The organism is Propioniciclava sp., assembly GCF_036744435.1.
Taxonomy (GTDB): domain Bacteria; phylum Actinomycetota; class Actinomycetes; order Propionibacteriales; family Propionibacteriaceae; genus Propioniciclava.
In genome coordinates, this window is record NZ_DAIOIA010000017.1 from 19,504 (window position 1) to 36,619 (window position 17,116).

Genomic DNA, 17,116 nt, shown 5'->3' on the forward strand with positions numbered 1-17,116 from the left:
TTCGCGGCTGAGCCCGACCTGGGTCGCGCCGCCCGTGGGCCATGGGAAGATGGAGCAATGACCAGACTCCCGATCGATCTCAGCGCAGCGATCGTCTCCGCAGGGTACTTTCCTGAGTTCGTGGCGGCGACGGTCTTGCAGGCGGTCGACGACGAGCCGGTGGTGGCGTCCCTGGTTCACCACGAGGCGACGTTCAACGCGCATGAGCTCCATCGGCACATCACGGTGCTGGTGCTGACGCCGACGCGGTTCATCGTGGCCCATACCGACGACGGCGAGCAGCCGGGACAGCCGCAGGCACTGACGACGGTGGAGGCGCTCGGCGTAAGCAAGATCACCTCGGTCGCGCTCACCCAGGTAGCGGCGAACCCGGAGCGGTTCGGTCGGGGTGACCGCACGATCACCGAGGCGTGGCTCGTCGTCAACTGGGGGGCGATCCGGCGCATCGAGATCGAGCCGGCCACCTGCGGGGATCCCACCTGTGACGCCGATCACGGGCTGACCGCCCAGGATGTTGCCGACGACCTGACGGTCCGGATGAGCGTCGCCGCCGACGGTGAGGACGCCGTTCTCGCCCTCATCACGTTCGCGTCCAAGCTTCAGCGCGCGGCCGCGTGAGCGCCTCGGAGGCGCTCGCGCCCGCCCCTGTCGTGCCCCGGTACGGTTCCGACGCTCTGTGCGACGTCGTCCCCTCGCTGGCGGCCTCCCTCGGTGTCGACGGCTGGGAGAACGTCCTGGGGGTGCCCGAGGCCTCCCGCTGGGTCCTGCTGCTGGTGGACGGCCTGGGGGACCTGAACCTGGCCGAGGCGGTCGAGGAAGCCCCCTTCCTGGGCGGTCTGCGGACCACCGGGGGGCAGCTCACCGCGGGCGTCCCGAGCACCACCGCCACCAGCATCACGAGCCTGGGCACCGGTCTCACCCCCGGCCAGCACGGCATGCTCGGGTATTCGTTTCGCAACCCCGTCGGCGGTGGCCTGCTCAACGCCCTGCTGTGGCAGGACGGATTATCGGCCTACGACATCCAGCCCCGGCTGACCGCGTTCGAACGGCTGGCTCGCTCCGGCGTCACCCTCACCTCGGTGAGCCCGGCGCGGTTCGCGGGCACCGGGCTCACCGAGGCAGCTCTGCGGGGGGCCCGGTTCCAGCCCGTGCCCGACGAGACCGACGATGACGCGCGGATCGGCTGGACGATCGATGCAGCCGCCTCCGGTAGCCGTTCCCTGGTCTACCTGTATGAGCGGTCCCTGGATCACACGGGCCACGGCCAGGGCTGGCGGACGGACGCATGGCGCTCCGCGCTGCGCCGCATCGACCGTCTCGCGGCGCGTCTCCGAGACAGCCTGCCCGACGATACTCGGCTGCTGATCACCGGTGATCACGGCATGGTGGACGCCCCGCAGCAGCGCTGGGTGATCGTTGAGGACGTCCCGGGACTGGGCAACGACCTGACGCTGTTCGCCGGCGAGGGTCGGCTGCGGCAGTTGTACGCCGAACAGCGCCATGTGGCTGCGGTGAAGCGACGCTGGGCGGCGGCGATGGGGGAGCGCGCCTGGGTGCTGACCCGCGATGAGGCGATCGACGCCGGCTGGTTCGGCACGATGGATCCGAGGATGGGCCCGAGGATCGGCGATGTCCTCGTCGCGATGCGCGACGACGGCGCCGTCATGACGCGAAGCCAGCCCAGGGAGTTCGGACTGGTGGGGATGCACGGGTCGCTCACCGAACTGGAGACCCGCGTCCCGCTGCTGGTGGCGTGATGGCGGCGCTCATCTACTTCACCGGCCCGATGAACTGCGGCAAGTCGACGCTGGCCCTGCAGGTCGACTACACGGAGGCCTCAGCAGGACGCCGCGGGTTGCTGTTCACCTGTTTCGACCGGGGCGGCGAGGCCGTCATCAGCAGCCGTATCGGGCTGAGCGCCAGGGCGATCGAGGTGACCCCCACGTTCGACTTCTGGGGGCGCGTCACCGACGAACTCACCTCCGGGCATCGCGTGGACTATCTCGTGTGCGACGAAGCGCAGTTCTACACCGAGGCCCAGGTCAACGACCTGGCGCGCATCGTGGACGAACTGGGGATCGACGCGTCCTGTTTCGGCATCCTCACCGACTTCCGCACGGAGTTGTTCCCCGGTTCGCGTCGGCTGGTCGAACTCGCCGACCGGATCGAGATGCTGCAGGCCCGTCCGCGGTGCTGGTGCGGCGCCCCGGCGACCCACAACGCCCGCATCGTGAACGGGGTCATGGTGGTGGAGGGGGATCAGATCGCGATCGGCGACATGGATGCCGCAGCGGTGGTGCGGTACGAAGTGCTGTGCCGCCGCCACCATCGACTGCGGATGCCATCCAGTGTCGGCGGCATGGATCTGACCCCGGACCCGCTGCCGTTCGACGACACGCAGGCCTGACGCCCGGAGGGCCCGCCGACCCTAGTGGTCGTCGGCTCGTGGGGCCCCGAACATGATCTCGTCCCAACTCGGGACCGCCGCGCGACGTCGCCGTGGCTTCTTCGGCTTGGGCGTCTCGTGGTCCTCGTCCTCACCGAGCAGGGACAACTGCTCGGGCTCGTCGTTCTCCTCGACCGGCTCGGAGACGTGGAGGGTGGTCTCGCGCGTCAGCGTCTCCTCCACCTCGACCACGACGGGCTCCTCGGTCGGCTTGCCGTCCTTGGGGTGCACCAAGCCCGCGTAGATCTTGACCGAGTCCTCGTCGAAGCTGGACAGCATGTCGTAGAGGACATCGAGGTCGCCGCGCGGCGGGGCGACGATGTCGTAGACGCCGTCGACCTCCTCCAGGTCGCCCTCGTGGAAGGCGTCTTCGGCCTCCAGGTCGTCCTCGTCGTGATCGTCGTCGACGAACAGCGGCTCCTCAACCGGGTCCGGGTCGCGCAGCACGTGAACGGTGGCCGCCGGTTCCTGCGTCACCCGCACGAGCGCGAGGTCGTCGGCCGCGGGCACGTCCCCGATGAGCCGCTTGGCCTCATCGTCATCGGCAACGCTGAATCGCCCCATCTGGTCATAGGCGAAGTCGGCGGTGCGGCGTCCTTCGTCGCCGGGGTAGGTGACCCGGATCCGCCAGCGACGATCGCTGAGCTTCCAGGCGTCCCAGGACGCCGCATCGGCGTCGATGCCTTCGACCGCCAAGGTGTCGGCGACGGCGTTGCGCAGCGTGCGGTGCGTGGTCGTCTCGCCGCGACGGCGGACGGGGTGGGTGCGAGCCAGACCGGCGACATGCTCCCGCTCCGCCATCACCGGATCGGAGAAGGCGGCGATGCGTTCGACCGGGACGCCAGCGGCGTCCGCGACATCCGCGGGGGATTCACCCGCGCGGATGCGCGCCTGAATGTCGCGTGGTCTCAAGGCACTGTCCATACATCTGTCTCCGAATCGACGGGCGTTCGGACGCTGAGGGCGCCCGACACGGACCCATGGGTGTCGTACCAGGTAACTTACCTTGCCTGCGCCGCTGCCTGGTGAGCCACGACACGCGCCTGATGCCCGACTCCCCCGAGGAGGACTTGACGGGTGTGATATATGTGCGTCTGCGCCTCGTGAGCGCCGAAGGACCCTCGGATCCCTCGTCGGTCACGGGCGAGATTCCCCTACCGTCCGCTGCTGGAAAGGCATCATGGCGACTGATTACGACGCTCCTCGCAAGAATGACGAGGAGAACGAGGACAGCATCGAGGAACTCAAGAGCCGGCGAAACGACAAGAACTCCGGCAAGGTCGACGAGGACGAGGTCGAGGCTGCCGAGTCCTTCGAGTTGCCCGGTGCGGACCTGTCGCACGAGGAACTCACCGTCCGTGTCCTTCCGCGTCAGGCGGATGAGTTCACGTGCGCGAGCTGCTTCCTGGTGAAGCAGCGTTCCCAGGTGGCCAAGGAGGTCAACGGTCTCGTGTACTGCGTGGACTGCGCCTGACGCGTCCCTCGGAGCGGCGCCGCTTGCCGATGCGGCCGGCGGCGCCTCGGGCCTTCCCCTTGGGGGAGGCCCTCGTCACGTCTAGAGCCGCAGATTGACCGGCCGGGACGACTGTCCCTCGCCGGTGAAGGTGCTCCACCGGCGTGCGGCGAAGCGGTTGATGAGCACCTGGGACAGGCCTGCGCCGACCGCGACCGCGACCACCCAGGCGACCGCCTGCCCGGTCGGGACTGACGGGTCGCTCGGCTCGGGAGGCTCCTCGCCGGTCACGAACTCCCAGGCGCTCTCCACCGCCTTCTTCGTCACGGCTGCGGCGCCGACGGCGACGATCGTCGAGTAGAGGTTCCAGACCACCTTCTGCGAGATGTCCATGCTGTCCTGCCCCCTCGGCGGCCCGGCCGGCCGCGTTCGCCTCAACCCTAGCCCGCCCCCAGGCGACGATTCGATAGATTGGGTGCGTGGAGTACCGCGAGCGCTTGACGACCCCCGGCTGGTATTGGCTGGTGGGTGTCGCCTTCGGCACCACCGGGCTCTTGGCCTTGGGGCTGTGGTTCGGGCCCTGGGTCGGGGTGAGTGCGGCCCTGGTAAGCCTCGTGGCGATCGGGCTCGCGCTGGCCTGGTTTGGGCAGACCGAGATCACCGTCGACGATGCGGGACTGCGCGTGGGTCCGTGCGCGGTCGAGTGGCACTGGGTGGGTGAGGTCACCGAACTCGACCGTGATCGCACGTCCGTGCTGCTCGGTGCGGAAGCACAACCCTCGGCGTTCGTGGTGCAGCGCCCCTGGCTGCACGAAGCGGTCATGGTGGAGATCGAGGACGACGCCGATCCCCATCCCTATTGGCTTCTCTCCACCCGACATCCCCATCGGCTCGCCACTGCGATCGACCGGGCTCGCGCCCAGGCGTCCTCGTGACCTCCGCCTGGTCGCCCCGGGTCGCCGTCCGCCGGCTCGACCCGGGCGTCCCGCTTCCCCGGTACGCGCATCCCGGCGACGCGGGGGCCGACATCGCCACGGCTGAGGACATCACCCTCCTGCCCGGCCAACGGGCCCTGGTGGGCACCGGCCTGGCGATCGCGCTCCCGCCAGGGTGGGCGTGCTTCGTGCACCCGCGCTCAGGTCTGGCCGCGCGCGAGGGGCTCACGATCGTCAACGCCCCCGGGACCATCGACGAGGGCTACCGCGGGGAGGTACGCGTCTGTCTGCTGAACACGGACGCCAGCCGCCAGGTGATACTGCGACGGGGGGACTTGATCGCGCAGCTAATCTTCCAACCCGTCGGGAGAGCCACGTTCCACGAGGCCGACGACCTGGGCGAGACGGCCCGGGGCGAGGGCGGGCACGGCTCGACCGGCGGAATCGCGAACTGGTCCGATACCACGGACCCCACGGGGCCAGACGGAGGGAATACGCAGTGATCTTTGGACGCAAGGCGCGCGCCGAGAAGCGCGAACATGACGAGGCGTTCGAGGACGAGCCCACCGCCGTCGACGAAGACACGGCCGAACCTGACGAGGACCAGGATCCCGCCGAGGTCCAGGACCCCGTCGATCCGCGCCTGGACGGGCCTTTCGACTACGAGGAAGTCGCACTGGAGGCAGACGAGGTGCAACGCATCACCTTCGGTCCGCTCATCATCACCCCCTTCGAAGGCCTCGGGCTGCAACTGCACGGCAACCCCGACACCGGCATCGTTCAGGCGCTGCTGGCGACCTTCGAGGATTCCGGTCTGGAGCTGGCCTTGTTCGCCGCGCCCCGGAGCGGCGACCTGGCCGACGAGTTGCGCGTCGAGATCATCGAGGAGGCCACCCAGGGTGGCGGTCACGCGCAGGAGACATCTGGCCCGTTCGGTCCCGAGGTACGACGCGTCATGCCCGTCGACGGACCGGAGGGGGAGCAGCTCTTCCACGTGTCCCGGGTCTGGCTGGTCGAAGGACCCCGCTGGCTGCTGCGCGGCACGTTGATGGGCCAGGCGGCGATGGTCGAGGGCGAGGACGCCCCCTCGGACGTGTTCGTCGAGTTCTTCCGCAACGTCGTCGTGCGTCGCGACGAGGCGCCGCGCGTACCAGGCGAGCTCATCCAGCTGGCCTTCCCCGAGGGACAGGCGCCGCAGGGCTAGGAGTCATCATGGGTTTACGTGAGGCGTTGCGCGGACTGGTCCGCTCCACCGATGAGCTGGCCTCCGCCGACCGGCAGAAGATCGCGTCCGACAGCGGCGCCGACTCTGTGGTCAGCTGCACCGATCGCAGCAGGGTGACGTTGCGCGGCACCGTCGACGTCTTGACGGTTCGCCCGCGCGGACGGACGGCCTGGCTGGAGGCGGAGCTCACCGATGGCACCGGGCACGTGCGACTCATCTGGATGGGACGCCACGCGATCCCAGGCATCGAGGCGGGCCGCGAACTCGTGGTGGAGGGCCGGGTGTCGGTCGTCGATGGCGAGCGGCGGATGTACAACCCCCGCTACGAACTGCGCTAAGCCATGGCGAACGGCGGCGCCCCCTGCAGGGGGCGCCGCCGTTGCGTCATCGCGAGCTCGTGCTCGGTGGGCTCAGTCGTCGTCCTCGTCGTCGGTGACCCGCTCGCGGGCGACCCCGGGAGCGAGGTAGTGGGCCAGTTCCAGTTCGTGGGCAGGGTTGGCCACGAAGAGCAGTTCGTCGTCGCCCTCGAGTGCGCCATCGTTCTGCGGCGGGGCGGCGTTTCCATCCCGGATGATGGCCACCAAGACCGCATCCCCGGGGAAGTCGAGATCCTCGATGCGGTGGCCGATGATCGGGCTGTCGTTGGGAAGCGTCATCTCGACGAGGTTCGTCTTGCCGCCCTTGAACGAGAACAGCCGGACCAGGTCTCCGACGGTGACGGCCTCCTCGACGAGCGCGCTCATCAGGCGCGGCGTGGACACCGACACATCCACCCCCCACACGTCGTCGAACATCCACTCATTGCTGGGGTGGTTGACCCGCGCGACGGTGCGGGGAACGGCGAACTCGGTCTTGCACAGCAGGCTGCTGACCAGGTTGGCCTTGTCATCGCCCGTGGCGGCGATGGCCACATCGCAGCGGTCCAACCGGGCCTCCTCCAGGGAGTCGAGCTCGCAGGCGTCAGCGAGGAGCCACTCGGCTCCTGGAACGCTGTCAGGCTTGATGGCCCGCGGGTCGCGGTCGATGAGCAGCACTTTGTGCCCGTTGGCCAGCAGCTCACGGGCGATGGAACGGCCGACGTTGCCGGCCCCGGCGATGGCGACGCGCACGGGTGACTCCTTAGTGGGACGGGCTCAGTGCTTGGCGGGGGGCTCGGAGAGGACCTGCTCGACGCGCGGCACATCGTCATTGGCCAAGGCCACGTACAAAGTGTCACCGTCTTGGAGGAGCGTGTCGTCGGCGGGGACGAGCCCCTGACCGAACCGGGTGAGGAACGGGATGCGCGCGTGCAGCGCCGCCTCGATCCGCCCGATCGGGGCACCGACCCAGTCTTCGTGCGCCCCCACCTGGATCAGCCGGACCTGTCCCGACGGGTCCCGCCACTGTGGTTCGGAACCTTCGGGGAGCAGCCTGCGCAACACCTGATCTGAGGCCCAGCGCACGGTCGCGACCGAGGGGATGCCGAGTCGCTCGTAGACCTCGGCGCGAGCCTGGTCGTAGATCCGGGCGACGACATTGTTGATGCCGTAGGTCTCCCGCACGACGCGCGCCGCGAGGATGTTGGAGTTGTCACCCGAGGAGACCGCGGCGAACCCGTCGGCCTGTTTGATGCCTGCGGACACCAAGACCTTGCGGTCGAAGCCGATGCCCTTGACAGTGGCGCCGTGGAACTCCGGGCCGAGTCGACGGAAGGCGTCTGGGTCCTGGTCGATGACGGCCACCGAATGGCCTCGGCGCTCCAGCGCCCGGGCCAACGAGGAACCCACGCGACCGCACCCCATGATCACGATGTGCACGGGGCTAGAGTGTACCCCCGTGAACGTCGCTGACGCCCTGAAGCGCGTGCTGGTCGGGCGCAAGTTGTCCAGTGCCCAACTGGGGGAGACTCTCCTCCCCAAGAGGATCGCCCTCCCCGTATTCGCCTCCGACGCATTGTCGTCGGTCGCCTACGCCCCCGATGAGATCATCCTGACGCTCAGTCTGGCCGGCGTGGCCGGATTCGTGTTCTCCTGGCAGATCGCCATCGTGGTGGCTGTGGTCATGGCCGTGGTGGTGCTCTCGTACCGCCAAACGGTCCACGCCTACCCCTCGGGCGGCGGCGACTTCGAGGTCGCCACCGTGAACCTCGGCCCCAACGCGGGCCTCACCGTCGCGTCCGCGCTGCTGGTCGACTACATCCTCACCGTGGCCGTCTCCGTGAGCTCCGGGGTCCAGAACGCCAAGGCGCTCTTCCCGTTCATGGTGGGCCACGAAGGCATCATCGCCGCCGTCATCATCTTGATGCTGATGGGGCTCAACCTCCGCGGCGCCCGCGAGTCGGGAACCCTGTTCGCGATCCCCACCTACGGTTTCATGGCCGCCGTCCTGGGCATGATCGTCGTCGGGCTCGTGCGCATCTTCGTGATAGGCGAGCCGTTGGCCGCGCCGACCGCTGGATTCGATGTAGTGGGGGACCCCTACTATTCGCAGCTCACCGGCTTCGCACTCATCGCCGTGCTGGCACGCGCCTTCTCCTCCGGATCGGCGGCCCTCACCGGCGTCGAGGCCATCTCCAACGGCGTCCCCGCGTTCAAGGAGCCGAAGAGCCGCAATGCCGCCACCACGCTCGCCTTGCTGGGGGTGGTCGCGATCTCGATGCTCACGGGGATCATCGCGCTCGCCAACCTCACCGGCGCCAAGATGGTGGATGAGCATTCCGGGGTCTTCTTCACCCAGGGTGGGGTCCGGGTGACCGACCACCAGGAGACGATCATGGCGCAGTTGGCCGCGACCGTCTTCAGCGGGTTCCCCGTCGGCTTCGTGTTCGTCATCGCCATGACGATGATCATCTTGTTCCTCGCCGCCAACACGGCATTCAACGGCTTCCCCGTGCTCAGTTCGATCCTGGCGCGGCACGGCTTCCTCCCCAAGGCGCTGTACACCCGTGGCGACCGGCTGGCGTACAGCAACGGCATCATCTTGCTGGCACTGGCCGCCGTCGGGCTGGTGTTGGCCTTCAACGCCAGCGTGACCGCGCTGATCCAGCTCTACGTCGTCGGCGTGTTCGTGTCCTTCACGGTCAGCCAGCTCGGCATGCTGCGTCACTGGACACGGCACCTGGCCACCGAGGTCGATCCCGCCGCCCGCCGCCGGATGCAGCGCTCCCGCGTCATCAACGCCATCGGGCTCACCTTCACCGGGACGGTGCTGATCATCGTCTTGGCGTCCAAGTTCATCTACGGCGCGTACCTGGCCATCCTCGCGATGGCCGTGTTGTTCGTCGTGATGAAGCTCATCAGCCGCCACTACGCCCAGGTGGAGCGGGAGACGGCGCTGTCGCCTTCCGATGCCCGGTTGCTGCCCAGCCGGGTGCACGCCGTCGTCCTCGTGACCGACCTCGACAAGCCGGCGATGCGAGCGGTGACGTTCGCTCGCGCCAGCCGCGCCAACAATCTGGAGGCGGTGACGGTGGCGGCCGACGACGACCACACCCGGGAGATCCGCCAGCAGTGGGAGGTGCTCGACCCAGGGGTTCCGCTGAAGATCATCGCCAGCCCCTACCGGGAGATCGTCGGGCCGTTTGTCCGCTACATCAAGGGGATCAGCTCCGGGAACCCGCGCGATGTCGTGATGGTCTATGTCCCCGAACTGGTCGTGGGTCATTGGTGGGAGCGACTGCTGCACAACCAGACGAGCTTGCTGATCAAGGCGCGGCTGGCCTTTGTCCGCGGGGTCATCACCGCGGCGGTGCCGTATCAGCTGGCCTCCTCGCGGCACGCCATCGACCGGGTGGTCCGCCGGGAACGGGCCGCATGGCGCCGTCCCGGCACCGGCACCGTCCATTCGGGGTCCAACCAGGGTGAGTGAGGCGTCCTGGCAGGTGGGGGACATCCTGCGCGGAGTCGCCATCGGACCCGTTGCGCACGGCGGCCACTGGGTGGCTCGTCATGAGGGCAGGGTGATCTTCGTCCGCCATGCGCTCGAGGGGGAGACCGCGGACGTGCGTGTCACCGGGCTCGCCAAGCGGCACGCCTTCGGGGACGCCGTGAGCGTCACCGAGCCCAGTCCGGAGCGCATCTCCCCGCCCTGCGTCGTCTCCGCCGACTGCGGCGGGTGCGACTTCCAGCACGTGAGGGTGCCTCAGCAGCGCGAACTGAAGCGGCAGGTGGTGGCTGAGCAACTGCGACGCCTGGCCGGGGTGGCGTGGGACGGTGAGGTCGAAGCGGTACAGCCCGACGAGTGGGGGTGGCGGACGCGGATGCGGTACCACCGTGCCGACACACCCTCGCCCACGTGGGGCCTGCGTCGCAGCCGCTCACACGACGTTGTCGCGCTGCCGGACGACGGCTGCCTGATCGCCGTCGGGCCCCTGGCGCGTGTTCCGGCCGACGCCCCCGAGGGCGCCGAGGTGGTCGGAGCCGTGGCGACATCCGGGGCGGTGTGGGTCGCTCCGGGTGATCCGCGCGTCGTCGAGGAATCCGCCGCGGGCCGCAGGTGGGACGTGCGCGCTGACGGCTTTTGGCAGGTGCACCCGCAGGCCGCCGACACCCTCGTTGCCGCAGTGCTGGAAGGACTGGCGCCCCGGCCAGGCGAGAGCGCCCTGGACCTGTACTGCGGCGTCGGGCTGTTCGCCGGCGCGCTCGCCGATGCCGGGGTCATCGTGACCGGTGTCGAGGGCGCGAGAACCGCGGTCGAGCAAGCCGCCGGCAATGTGCCGCAGGCCCGGTTTCACGCCGGGGACGTCGCCCGGATCCTGGGCCGGTCCCGCGCCCACGGACGCCGGGGTTCGACCCTCCCATCCCGCGTCGACCTGATCGTGGCCGACCCGCCGCGCACTGGCGCAGGGGCGGCCGTGATCGAGCAGATCGCGGCGAGGCGTCCGCGGGCCGTGGCCTATGTGGCGTGTGACCCCGCGGCCTTGGCCCGCGATCTCGCCACCGCCGCCAGCCACGGCTACCGGCTGACGTCGTTGCGTGCGTTCGACCTGTTCCCGCAGACCCACCATGTGGAATGCGTGGCGTTGCTCGCTGCAGAGTAGGCTCGGGTCGCAGGAGGGATGATGGCTAGCCAGGTTGAGGCCCGTTGCCCGTTGCGTCCGCAGGACAAGTGCTCGTTGTGCTTCCCGGGGGCGGATGGGCCGCAGAATTGCGGGCTCGTGTATCTGATGATGACCGACGAGGACCTGCGCGAGGATTACGCCGAACGCCGACAGGCGGAACGGCGTGCGCGCCACTGATCCCCCCGGGGACCGGAGATACGCTATTATCTCGACGTCGAGATAATTTTCTGAACGCCGACCAGGAGGCAGACCATGAGCGTCAACAGCTTCGGGGCGAAGACCGAGCTCACATCGAGCGGCACGCCCTACCAGATCTTCTCCATCACGAAGGTGGAGGGTGCGGACACCTTGCCCTACAGCCTCAAGGTACTGCTGGAGAACCTCCTGCGCACCGAGGACGGGGCGAACATCACCGCCGAGCAGATCGCCTCGCTGGGCAGCTGGGACGAGACCGCAGAACCCTCAAAGGAAATCCAGTTCACGCCTGCGCGCGTGATCATGCAGGATTTCACCGGCGTTCCCTGCGTCGTCGATCTCGCCACGATGCGCGAGGCCGTCGCCGAACTCGGCGGCGACCCGGCCAAGGTCAACCCGCTCTCGCCGGCCGAGATGGTCATCGACCACTCCGTCATCGCCGACTTCTTCGGTACCGACCAGGCGATGAGCCTCAACATGGACGTCGAGTACGAGCGCAACCGCGAGCGCTACCAGTTCCTGCGCTGGGGCCAGACGGCGTTCGACGACTTCAAGGTCGTGCCCCCGGGCACCGGGATCGTGCACCAGGTCAACATCGAGAACCTCGCCCGCGTGGTCTTCCCGCGTGTGGTCAACGGCGAGCTCCAGGCCTACCCCGACACCTGCGTGGGCACCGACTCCCACACCACCATGGTCAACGGCCTCGGCGTCGTCGGCTGGGGCGTGGGCGGCATCGAAGCGGAGGCGGCCATGCTGGGCCAGCCCGTGTCGATGCTCGTGCCGCGCGTGGTCGGCTTCAAGCTCTCGGGCAAGCTGAACGACGGCGTCACCGCGACCGACCTCGTGCTCACGATCACGGAGATGCTGCGCGCCCACAAGGTCGTCGGCAAGTTCGTCGAGTTCTACGGCCCCTCGGTCGCCGAGGTGCCGCTGGCCAACCGCGCCACGATCGGCAACATGAGCCCCGAGTACGGTTCCACGATCGCCGTCTTCCCCATCGACGACAAGACGCTGGACTATCTGCGCCTCACCGGCCGTTCGACCGAGCAGATCGCCCTCGTGGAGGACTACGCCAAGGCGCAGGGTCTGTGGCACGATCCCGCCGTCGAACCGCGTTACTCGGAGTACCTGGAACTGGACCTGTCCACCGTGGTGCCGAGCATCGCCGGCCCGAAGCGTCCCCAGGACCGGGTCGTGCTGTCGGAGTCCAAGGCGGCGTTCCGCGAGGTGCTGCCCAGCTATGCGGGTGCCCCCGAGGAACTCGTCGGCTACGACGAATCCGTCGCGGAGACCATGCCCGCGTCCGACCCCATCGCGGTGCACCCTGGCCAGATCGACGACTCCCCGGCCCCGGACCACGAGCTGGCCGTCACCGGCACGCTTCCACGACGCGTCTCGAAGCCGACCCAGGTCACGCTCGCCGACGGCACCACGTTCGAACTCGATCATGGCGCCGTCACCGTCGCATCGATCACCTCCTGCACCAACACGTCCAACCCCTCGGTCATGTTGGGGGCGGCGCTGGTGGCGAAGAAGGCGGTCGAGCGGGGGCTGCGTCCCAAGCCCTGGGTGAAAACCACCGTGGCGCCCGGTTCCAAGGTCGTCACCGACTACTACGAGAAGTCCGGACTGCAGCAGTACCTGGACACCCTGGGCTTCAACACCGTCGGGTACGGCTGCGTGACCTGCATCGGGAACACCGGCCCGCTCATTCCCGAGGTCAGCCAGGCGATCAACGACAACGACCTCGCGGTGACCGCAGTCCTGTCGGGCAACCGGAACTTCGAGGGCCGGATCAGCCCTGACGTCAAGATGAACTACCTGGCCTCCCCGCCGCTGGTCATCGTCTACGCGCTGGCTGGGACGATGGACATCGATCTGGCCCAGGAGCCGCTCGGCCAGGATGCCGAGGGGCGCGACGTGTTCATGTCGGACATCTGGCCGACCACCGAGGAGATCGAGGAGGTCATCGGCGGCTCCATCAGCGCCGAGATGTTCGAGCGCCGCTACGCCGACGTGTTCGCCGGCGATGACAAGTGGCGGGCGCTCCCCACACCCGACGGTGAGATCTTCGAGTGGGATGATGCGTCCACCTATGTGCGCAAGCCCCCCTACTTCGACGGCATGCCTGAGCAGCCGGCCCCGGTGACCGACATCTCCGGTGCACGCGTGCTGCTCAAGCTGGGTGATTCGGTGACCACCGACCACATCAGCCCCGCGGGAAACATCAAGGCCGACACTCCGGCCGGGAAGTACCTGACCGAGCACGGGGTCGCACGCAAGGACTTCAACAGCTACGGGTCGCGCCGCGGCAACCACGAGGTCATGATCCGCGGCACCTTCGCCAACATCCGGCTTCGCAACCAGATCGCGCCGGGCACAGAAGGCGGCTTCACCCGCGACTTCACCCTCCCCGAGGGCCCGGTCAGCTTCGTCTACGACGCTTCGGTGAACTACGCGGCCGCAGGCATCCCGCTCGTCGTGCTGGCGGGCAAGGAGTACGGCTCGGGCAGCTCCCGCGACTGGGCCGCGAAGGGCACCTCGCTGCTGGGCGTCAAGGCCGTCATCGCCGAGAGCTACGAGCGGATCCACCGCTCCAACCTCATCGGCATGGGCGTCCTGCCGCTCCAGTTCCCCGAGGGCGCATCTGCCGATGGCCTGGGCCTGGACGGCACGGAGACGTTCGCGTTCACCGGCGTGACGGCTCTCAACGAGGGCACCACGCCCGAGACGGTGCGGGTGACCGCCACCAAGGCCGACGGCTCACAGATCGTCTTTGACGCGGTGGTCCGGATCGACACCCCCGGCGAGGCCGACTACTACCGCAACGGCGGCATCATGCAGTACGTGCTGCGGCACCTGGTTACCCAGGGGCAGGCCGCCTGATCGCGGCTGCGTCGCACGCGCGTCACCCCGGCCGGGCACACTGGCCGGGGTGACGCATTTCTAGGAGGAGACGGCATGGACGAGCAGATACGCATCCGGGTGGCTGAGGCCCCCGCCGGCGGGGCCCGCATCGCCTGGTCCTATCTGGGAACTCTGCTCGCGGCGCTCGTCGCCACCTTGATCTGGGCCGGATGGAGCCCGTTCGGATCGATGGTGTGCTCCAGCGAGGACACCTCGTGCCAGCTCGGTTGGAACATCGTCGGCTGGGTGCTGGGGATGGTGGTGGCACTCGCCCTGCCCGCCTACTGCCTGCGGCTGGGATTCGCCTGGTGGGGGGTCGGGGCGATCATCTTGCTGTCGACGCCGTTGTGGGCCGACGGCGCCGGAACCGCAGTGATCGTGGTGGTGGTGCTGCTGGCGCCCCTACTGGCCGCCGGCGTCACCTGGCGCGGCGAACGGCAGCCCAGGTGGCTGACCTGGGCGCTCGTCGCGATCCTCGGCTTGGCCATCGTCGGATCCGTCCTGATGCTGCTGGTGTAGACGGTCGGCGGGGCATTGCCCGTCGACGAACGCCACCCTACAATCGAACACGCGTTCGAACTATGGGGGTGGTGGCGATGGCTGAGATGGCGTGGACGCCGAGGGGGGCGCATGGCTTCGCTCGGCATGCGGAGGGGTACCGCCCCACCGGGCGCACCCGGTTCCCCGACCACACCTCGGCCTACGTCCCGCCAGGCTGGCCGACCGAGGTACAAGCCCCAGGATCGCCCGAATGGGAGGCCAGCGCAGCCGCCTTCCTGCTGGATTGCTGCCCGGCCGATTATCGCGGCTACCCGGTGCTAAGGCGGCATCCCGTCATCTTGGCGCGCTTCGCCACGGCCTACGTGGAGTCCCAGCTCACCGCTTGCCACGACGGCCTGGGAGAGGTTCGAGCCAGCCTCGGCCCGCTGGTCGAACCTCCTGTGCTGGAGGCGGCCCTCGCCGCCTGGCATGAGCAAGAGGCATTGCTGCGCCGCCGGCGCCGGGAGGTCGGCCTGGTGGAGGACGCCTTGCGGGGGGCGGTCTTCGTCAAGAAGCTCTGATCGCGACCCTGGGCAGACGGCGCGCGGAGCACCGGCGGATGGCGTTGTCGTCTGGGGAGCCTAGAATCGTTCCTATGTCCCTTCTCGATGCGGTGCACGGGCCGCGCGACCTGCGAGCCCTCAGCGCGCAGCAGTTGACGCAGCTGGCCGACGAGATTCGCGCCTTCCTGATCAGGAACGTGAGCCGCACCGGCGGCCACCTCGGGCCGAATCTCGGCGTGGTGGAGTTAACACTCGCTCTGCATCGGGTGTTCGATTCCCCGCACGACCCGATCATCTTCGACACCGGCCACCAAAGCTACGTCCACAAGATCATCACCGGCCGCCAGGCTGGCTTCCCCCGGCTGCGGAAGAAGGCGGGCCTGTCCGGATACCCCGATCGGGCCGAAAGCCCTCACGACTGGGTCGAGAACTCTCACGCCACTGCTTCCCTGAGCTGGGCCGAGGGCATGGCGAAGGGGTTTCGCCTCACCGGGGAGGACCGCACCGTCGTCGCGGTGATCGGCGATGGCGCCCTCACCGGCGGGATGGCCTGGGAGGCGCTCAACAACATCGCCGTCGGTGACGACCTCAAACTCGTGGTGGTGGTCAACGACAATGGCCGCTCGTACACGCCGACCGTGGGCGGCCTGGCCACCCATCTGGCAACGCTGCGGACCGACCGACGCTACGAACCCACACTCAAGCAGATCAAGCAGCGCGTCCGTTCCGCGCCGCTCATCGGCGGGCCGCTGTACGACGTCCTGCATGGGTTCAAGACCGGCGTGAAGGACATCCTTGCGCCGCAAGGGATGTTCAACGACCTCGGCCTGAAGTACATCGGACCCATCGACGGCCACGACGAGGCCATGGTGGAGCGCGCGCTCGAGTCGGCGAAGAACTTCGGCGGTCCGGTGCTGGTGCATTGCATCACCGTCAAGGGCAAGGGGTTCCGTGCGGCAGAGGAGGACGAGGCGGACCGTTTCCACGCCATCGGCCTCATCGACTCGCAGACCGGCGAGCCGCTGGCCTCCTCACCGCGACGCACCTGGACCGACGCCTTCCGGCAGCACGTCACCGAGGTCGCCTCGGCCCACCCCGAGGTGGTGGGCATCACCGCCGCCATGTTGCACCCCACCGGCCTGGATGACTTCGCCGCCGCCTTCCCGGATCGCGTCTTCGACGTCGGGATCGCCGAACAACACGCAGCCACGTCCGCCGCCGGGCTGGCCAGCGCGGGGCTGCACCCCATCGTCGCCCTGTATGCCAGTTTCCTGAACCGCGCCTTCGACCAGGTCCTGATGGACATCGCCCTCCACCGTCAGGGCGTCACCTTCGTCCTCGACCGTGCAGGGATCACGGGCCCCGACGGTCCGAGCCACCACGGCATGTGGGACACCTCGCTGATGGCCCTGGTGCCCGGCCTGCACCTGGCCGCGCCCCGCGACGAGGCGCGGCTTGCGTCCGCCTTGGAGGAGGCGGTCGCCCTGACGGACGCCCCGTCGGTGATCCGCTACTCCAAGGATCCGCTGCCAGATCCGCTCCCTGCGGTGTCGCATGGCGGAGGCGTCGACATCCTGGCTTCGCGGCCCGACGCAACGGTGCTCCTGGTCGGGTACGGCACGTTGGCGCACACGGCGGTCGAAGCGGCGAGACTCGCCGGTGACCAGGGAGTCCCCGTCACCGTCGTGGATCCCGTCTGGGCGCTGCCCGTCCCCGAGGCGCTGGTGGAGCTGTGCCGCGACTTCGACCTGGTCGTCACCCTGGAGGATGGCGGAGTGTCGGGAGGGTTGGGCGCTGCGCTGGCGCTGGCGTGCGGCCGCGCCGGTGTCTGGACGCCGGTACGCAACCTGGGCGTCCCCCAGGAGTTCATCGCG

The 17,116-nt window shown here is 68.7% G+C and carries 19 protein-coding genes; 15 read left to right on the forward strand and 4 right to left on the reverse strand.

The annotated features are described in order from the left end of the window. Positions 1-57: 57 nt before the first annotated feature. Genes V7E09_RS03830 through V7E09_RS03840 form a run of 3 tightly spaced genes read left to right on the forward strand, consistent with a single transcriptional unit; the run spans position 58 to position 2,407 of the window. Positions 58-618: a DUF5998 family protein gene (locus V7E09_RS03830; RefSeq protein WP_324509859.1), complete on the forward strand. Its 561-nt coding sequence runs from the start codon at positions 58-60 to the stop codon at positions 616-618. Continuing rightward, positions 615-1,757, forward strand: a complete 1,143-nt coding sequence (locus V7E09_RS03835; RefSeq protein WP_324509857.1) for an alkaline phosphatase family protein — start codon at positions 615-617, stop codon at positions 1,755-1,757. The genes V7E09_RS03830 and V7E09_RS03835 overlap by 4 nt, the downstream gene beginning before the upstream one ends. Beyond that, positions 1,757-2,407, forward strand: coding sequence for a thymidine kinase (locus V7E09_RS03840; RefSeq protein ID WP_324509855.1), 651 nt, complete (start codon positions 1,757-1,759; stop codon positions 2,405-2,407). Before V7E09_RS03835 ends, V7E09_RS03840 begins: the two co-directional genes overlap by 1 nt. 21 nt (positions 2,408-2,428) lie before the next feature. On the opposite strand, the gene sepH is transcribed toward V7E09_RS03840, so the two are convergent. Next, positions 2,429-3,370, reverse strand: coding sequence for a septation protein SepH (sepH, locus tag V7E09_RS03845; RefSeq protein WP_324509853.1), 942 nt, complete (start codon positions 3,368-3,370; stop codon positions 2,429-2,431). A gap of 256 nt (positions 3,371-3,626) precedes the next feature. Here sepH and V7E09_RS03850 point away from each other — a divergent pair, with 256 nt between their 5' ends. Beyond that, entirely contained in the window at positions 3,627-3,920 is a 294-nt protein-coding gene (locus V7E09_RS03850) for a DUF4193 domain-containing protein (RefSeq protein WP_324509851.1), read from the forward strand. A gap of 81 nt (positions 3,921-4,001) precedes the next feature. Here V7E09_RS03850 and V7E09_RS03855 read toward each other — a convergent pair whose 3' ends face one another. After that, positions 4,002-4,292 carry a DUF4235 domain-containing protein gene (locus V7E09_RS03855; protein WP_324509849.1) on the reverse strand — a complete coding sequence of 97 codons (291 nt, stop codon included), beginning with the start codon at positions 4,290-4,292 and terminating at the stop codon, positions 4,002-4,004. Between the two features lie 86 nt (positions 4,293-4,378). Between V7E09_RS03855 and V7E09_RS03860 the strand changes: the two genes are divergently transcribed. The 4 genes from V7E09_RS03860 to V7E09_RS03875 are packed head-to-tail and all read left to right on the forward strand — an operon-like array spanning position 4,379 to position 6,397. Then, positions 4,379-4,834 carry a DUF3093 domain-containing protein gene (locus V7E09_RS03860; RefSeq protein ID WP_324509847.1) on the forward strand — a complete coding sequence of 152 codons (456 nt, stop codon included), beginning with the start codon at positions 4,379-4,381 and terminating at the stop codon, positions 4,832-4,834. Continuing rightward, complete coding sequence (gene dut / locus V7E09_RS03865) at positions 4,831-5,337, forward strand: dUTP diphosphatase (protein ID WP_324509845.1); 507 nt, start codon at positions 4,831-4,833, stop codon at positions 5,335-5,337. The genes V7E09_RS03860 and dut overlap by 4 nt, the downstream gene beginning before the upstream one ends. Continuing rightward, positions 5,334-6,038: a DUF3710 domain-containing protein gene (locus V7E09_RS03870; protein WP_324509843.1), complete on the forward strand. Its 705-nt coding sequence runs from the start codon at positions 5,334-5,336 to the stop codon at positions 6,036-6,038. The genes dut and V7E09_RS03870 overlap by 4 nt, the downstream gene beginning before the upstream one ends. Positions 6,039-6,046: 8 nt before the next feature. Continuing rightward, positions 6,047-6,397, forward strand: a complete 351-nt coding sequence (locus V7E09_RS03875; protein ID WP_324509841.1) for an OB-fold nucleic acid binding domain-containing protein — start codon at positions 6,047-6,049, stop codon at positions 6,395-6,397. 72 nt (positions 6,398-6,469) lie between these two features. On the opposite strand, the gene V7E09_RS03880 is transcribed toward V7E09_RS03875, so the two are convergent. Beyond that, positions 6,470-7,168: a potassium channel family protein gene (locus V7E09_RS03880; RefSeq protein WP_324509840.1), complete on the reverse strand. Its 699-nt coding sequence runs from the start codon at positions 7,166-7,168 to the stop codon at positions 6,470-6,472. Positions 7,169-7,192: 24 nt separating this feature from the next. Beyond that, complete coding sequence (locus V7E09_RS03885; RefSeq protein WP_324509875.1) at positions 7,193-7,840, reverse strand: potassium channel family protein; 648 nt, start codon at positions 7,838-7,840, stop codon at positions 7,193-7,195. A gap of 34 nt (positions 7,841-7,874) precedes the next feature. Here V7E09_RS03885 and V7E09_RS03890 point away from each other — a divergent pair, with 34 nt between their 5' ends. From V7E09_RS03890 to dxs, 7 genes are all read left to right on the forward strand, one after another. Beyond that, positions 7,875-9,905, forward strand: a complete 2,031-nt coding sequence (locus V7E09_RS03890) for an APC family permease (protein WP_324509839.1) — start codon at positions 7,875-7,877, stop codon at positions 9,903-9,905. Then, positions 9,898-11,076 carry a class I SAM-dependent RNA methyltransferase gene (locus V7E09_RS03895; protein ID WP_324509838.1) on the forward strand — a complete coding sequence of 393 codons (1,179 nt, stop codon included), beginning with the start codon at positions 9,898-9,900 and terminating at the stop codon, positions 11,074-11,076. The genes V7E09_RS03890 and V7E09_RS03895 overlap by 8 nt, the downstream gene beginning before the upstream one ends. A 21-nt stretch (positions 11,077-11,097) precedes the next feature. Then, the gene (locus V7E09_RS03900; RefSeq protein ID WP_324509836.1) at positions 11,098-11,274 is read left to right on the forward strand and encodes a DUF6767 domain-containing protein; all 177 of its coding nucleotides are present in this window, start codon (positions 11,098-11,100) and stop codon (positions 11,272-11,274) included. Between the two features lie 75 nt (positions 11,275-11,349). Then, entirely contained in the window at positions 11,350-14,178 is a 2,829-nt protein-coding gene (locus tag V7E09_RS03905; protein WP_324509835.1) for an aconitate hydratase, read from the forward strand. Between the two features lie 75 nt (positions 14,179-14,253). After that, positions 14,254-14,718: a hypothetical protein gene (locus V7E09_RS03910; protein ID WP_324509833.1), complete on the forward strand. Its 465-nt coding sequence runs from the start codon at positions 14,254-14,256 to the stop codon at positions 14,716-14,718. A 77-nt stretch (positions 14,719-14,795) separates the two neighbouring features. Continuing rightward, on the forward strand, positions 14,796-15,260 hold the full coding sequence (locus V7E09_RS03915) for a hypothetical protein (protein WP_324509831.1): 465 nt from the start codon (positions 14,796-14,798) through the stop codon (positions 15,258-15,260). 74 nt (positions 15,261-15,334) lie between these two features. Continuing rightward, on the forward strand, positions 15,335-17,116 hold a 1,782-nt coding region (gene dxs, locus V7E09_RS03920; protein WP_324523035.1), incomplete at its 3' end, for a 1-deoxy-D-xylulose-5-phosphate synthase.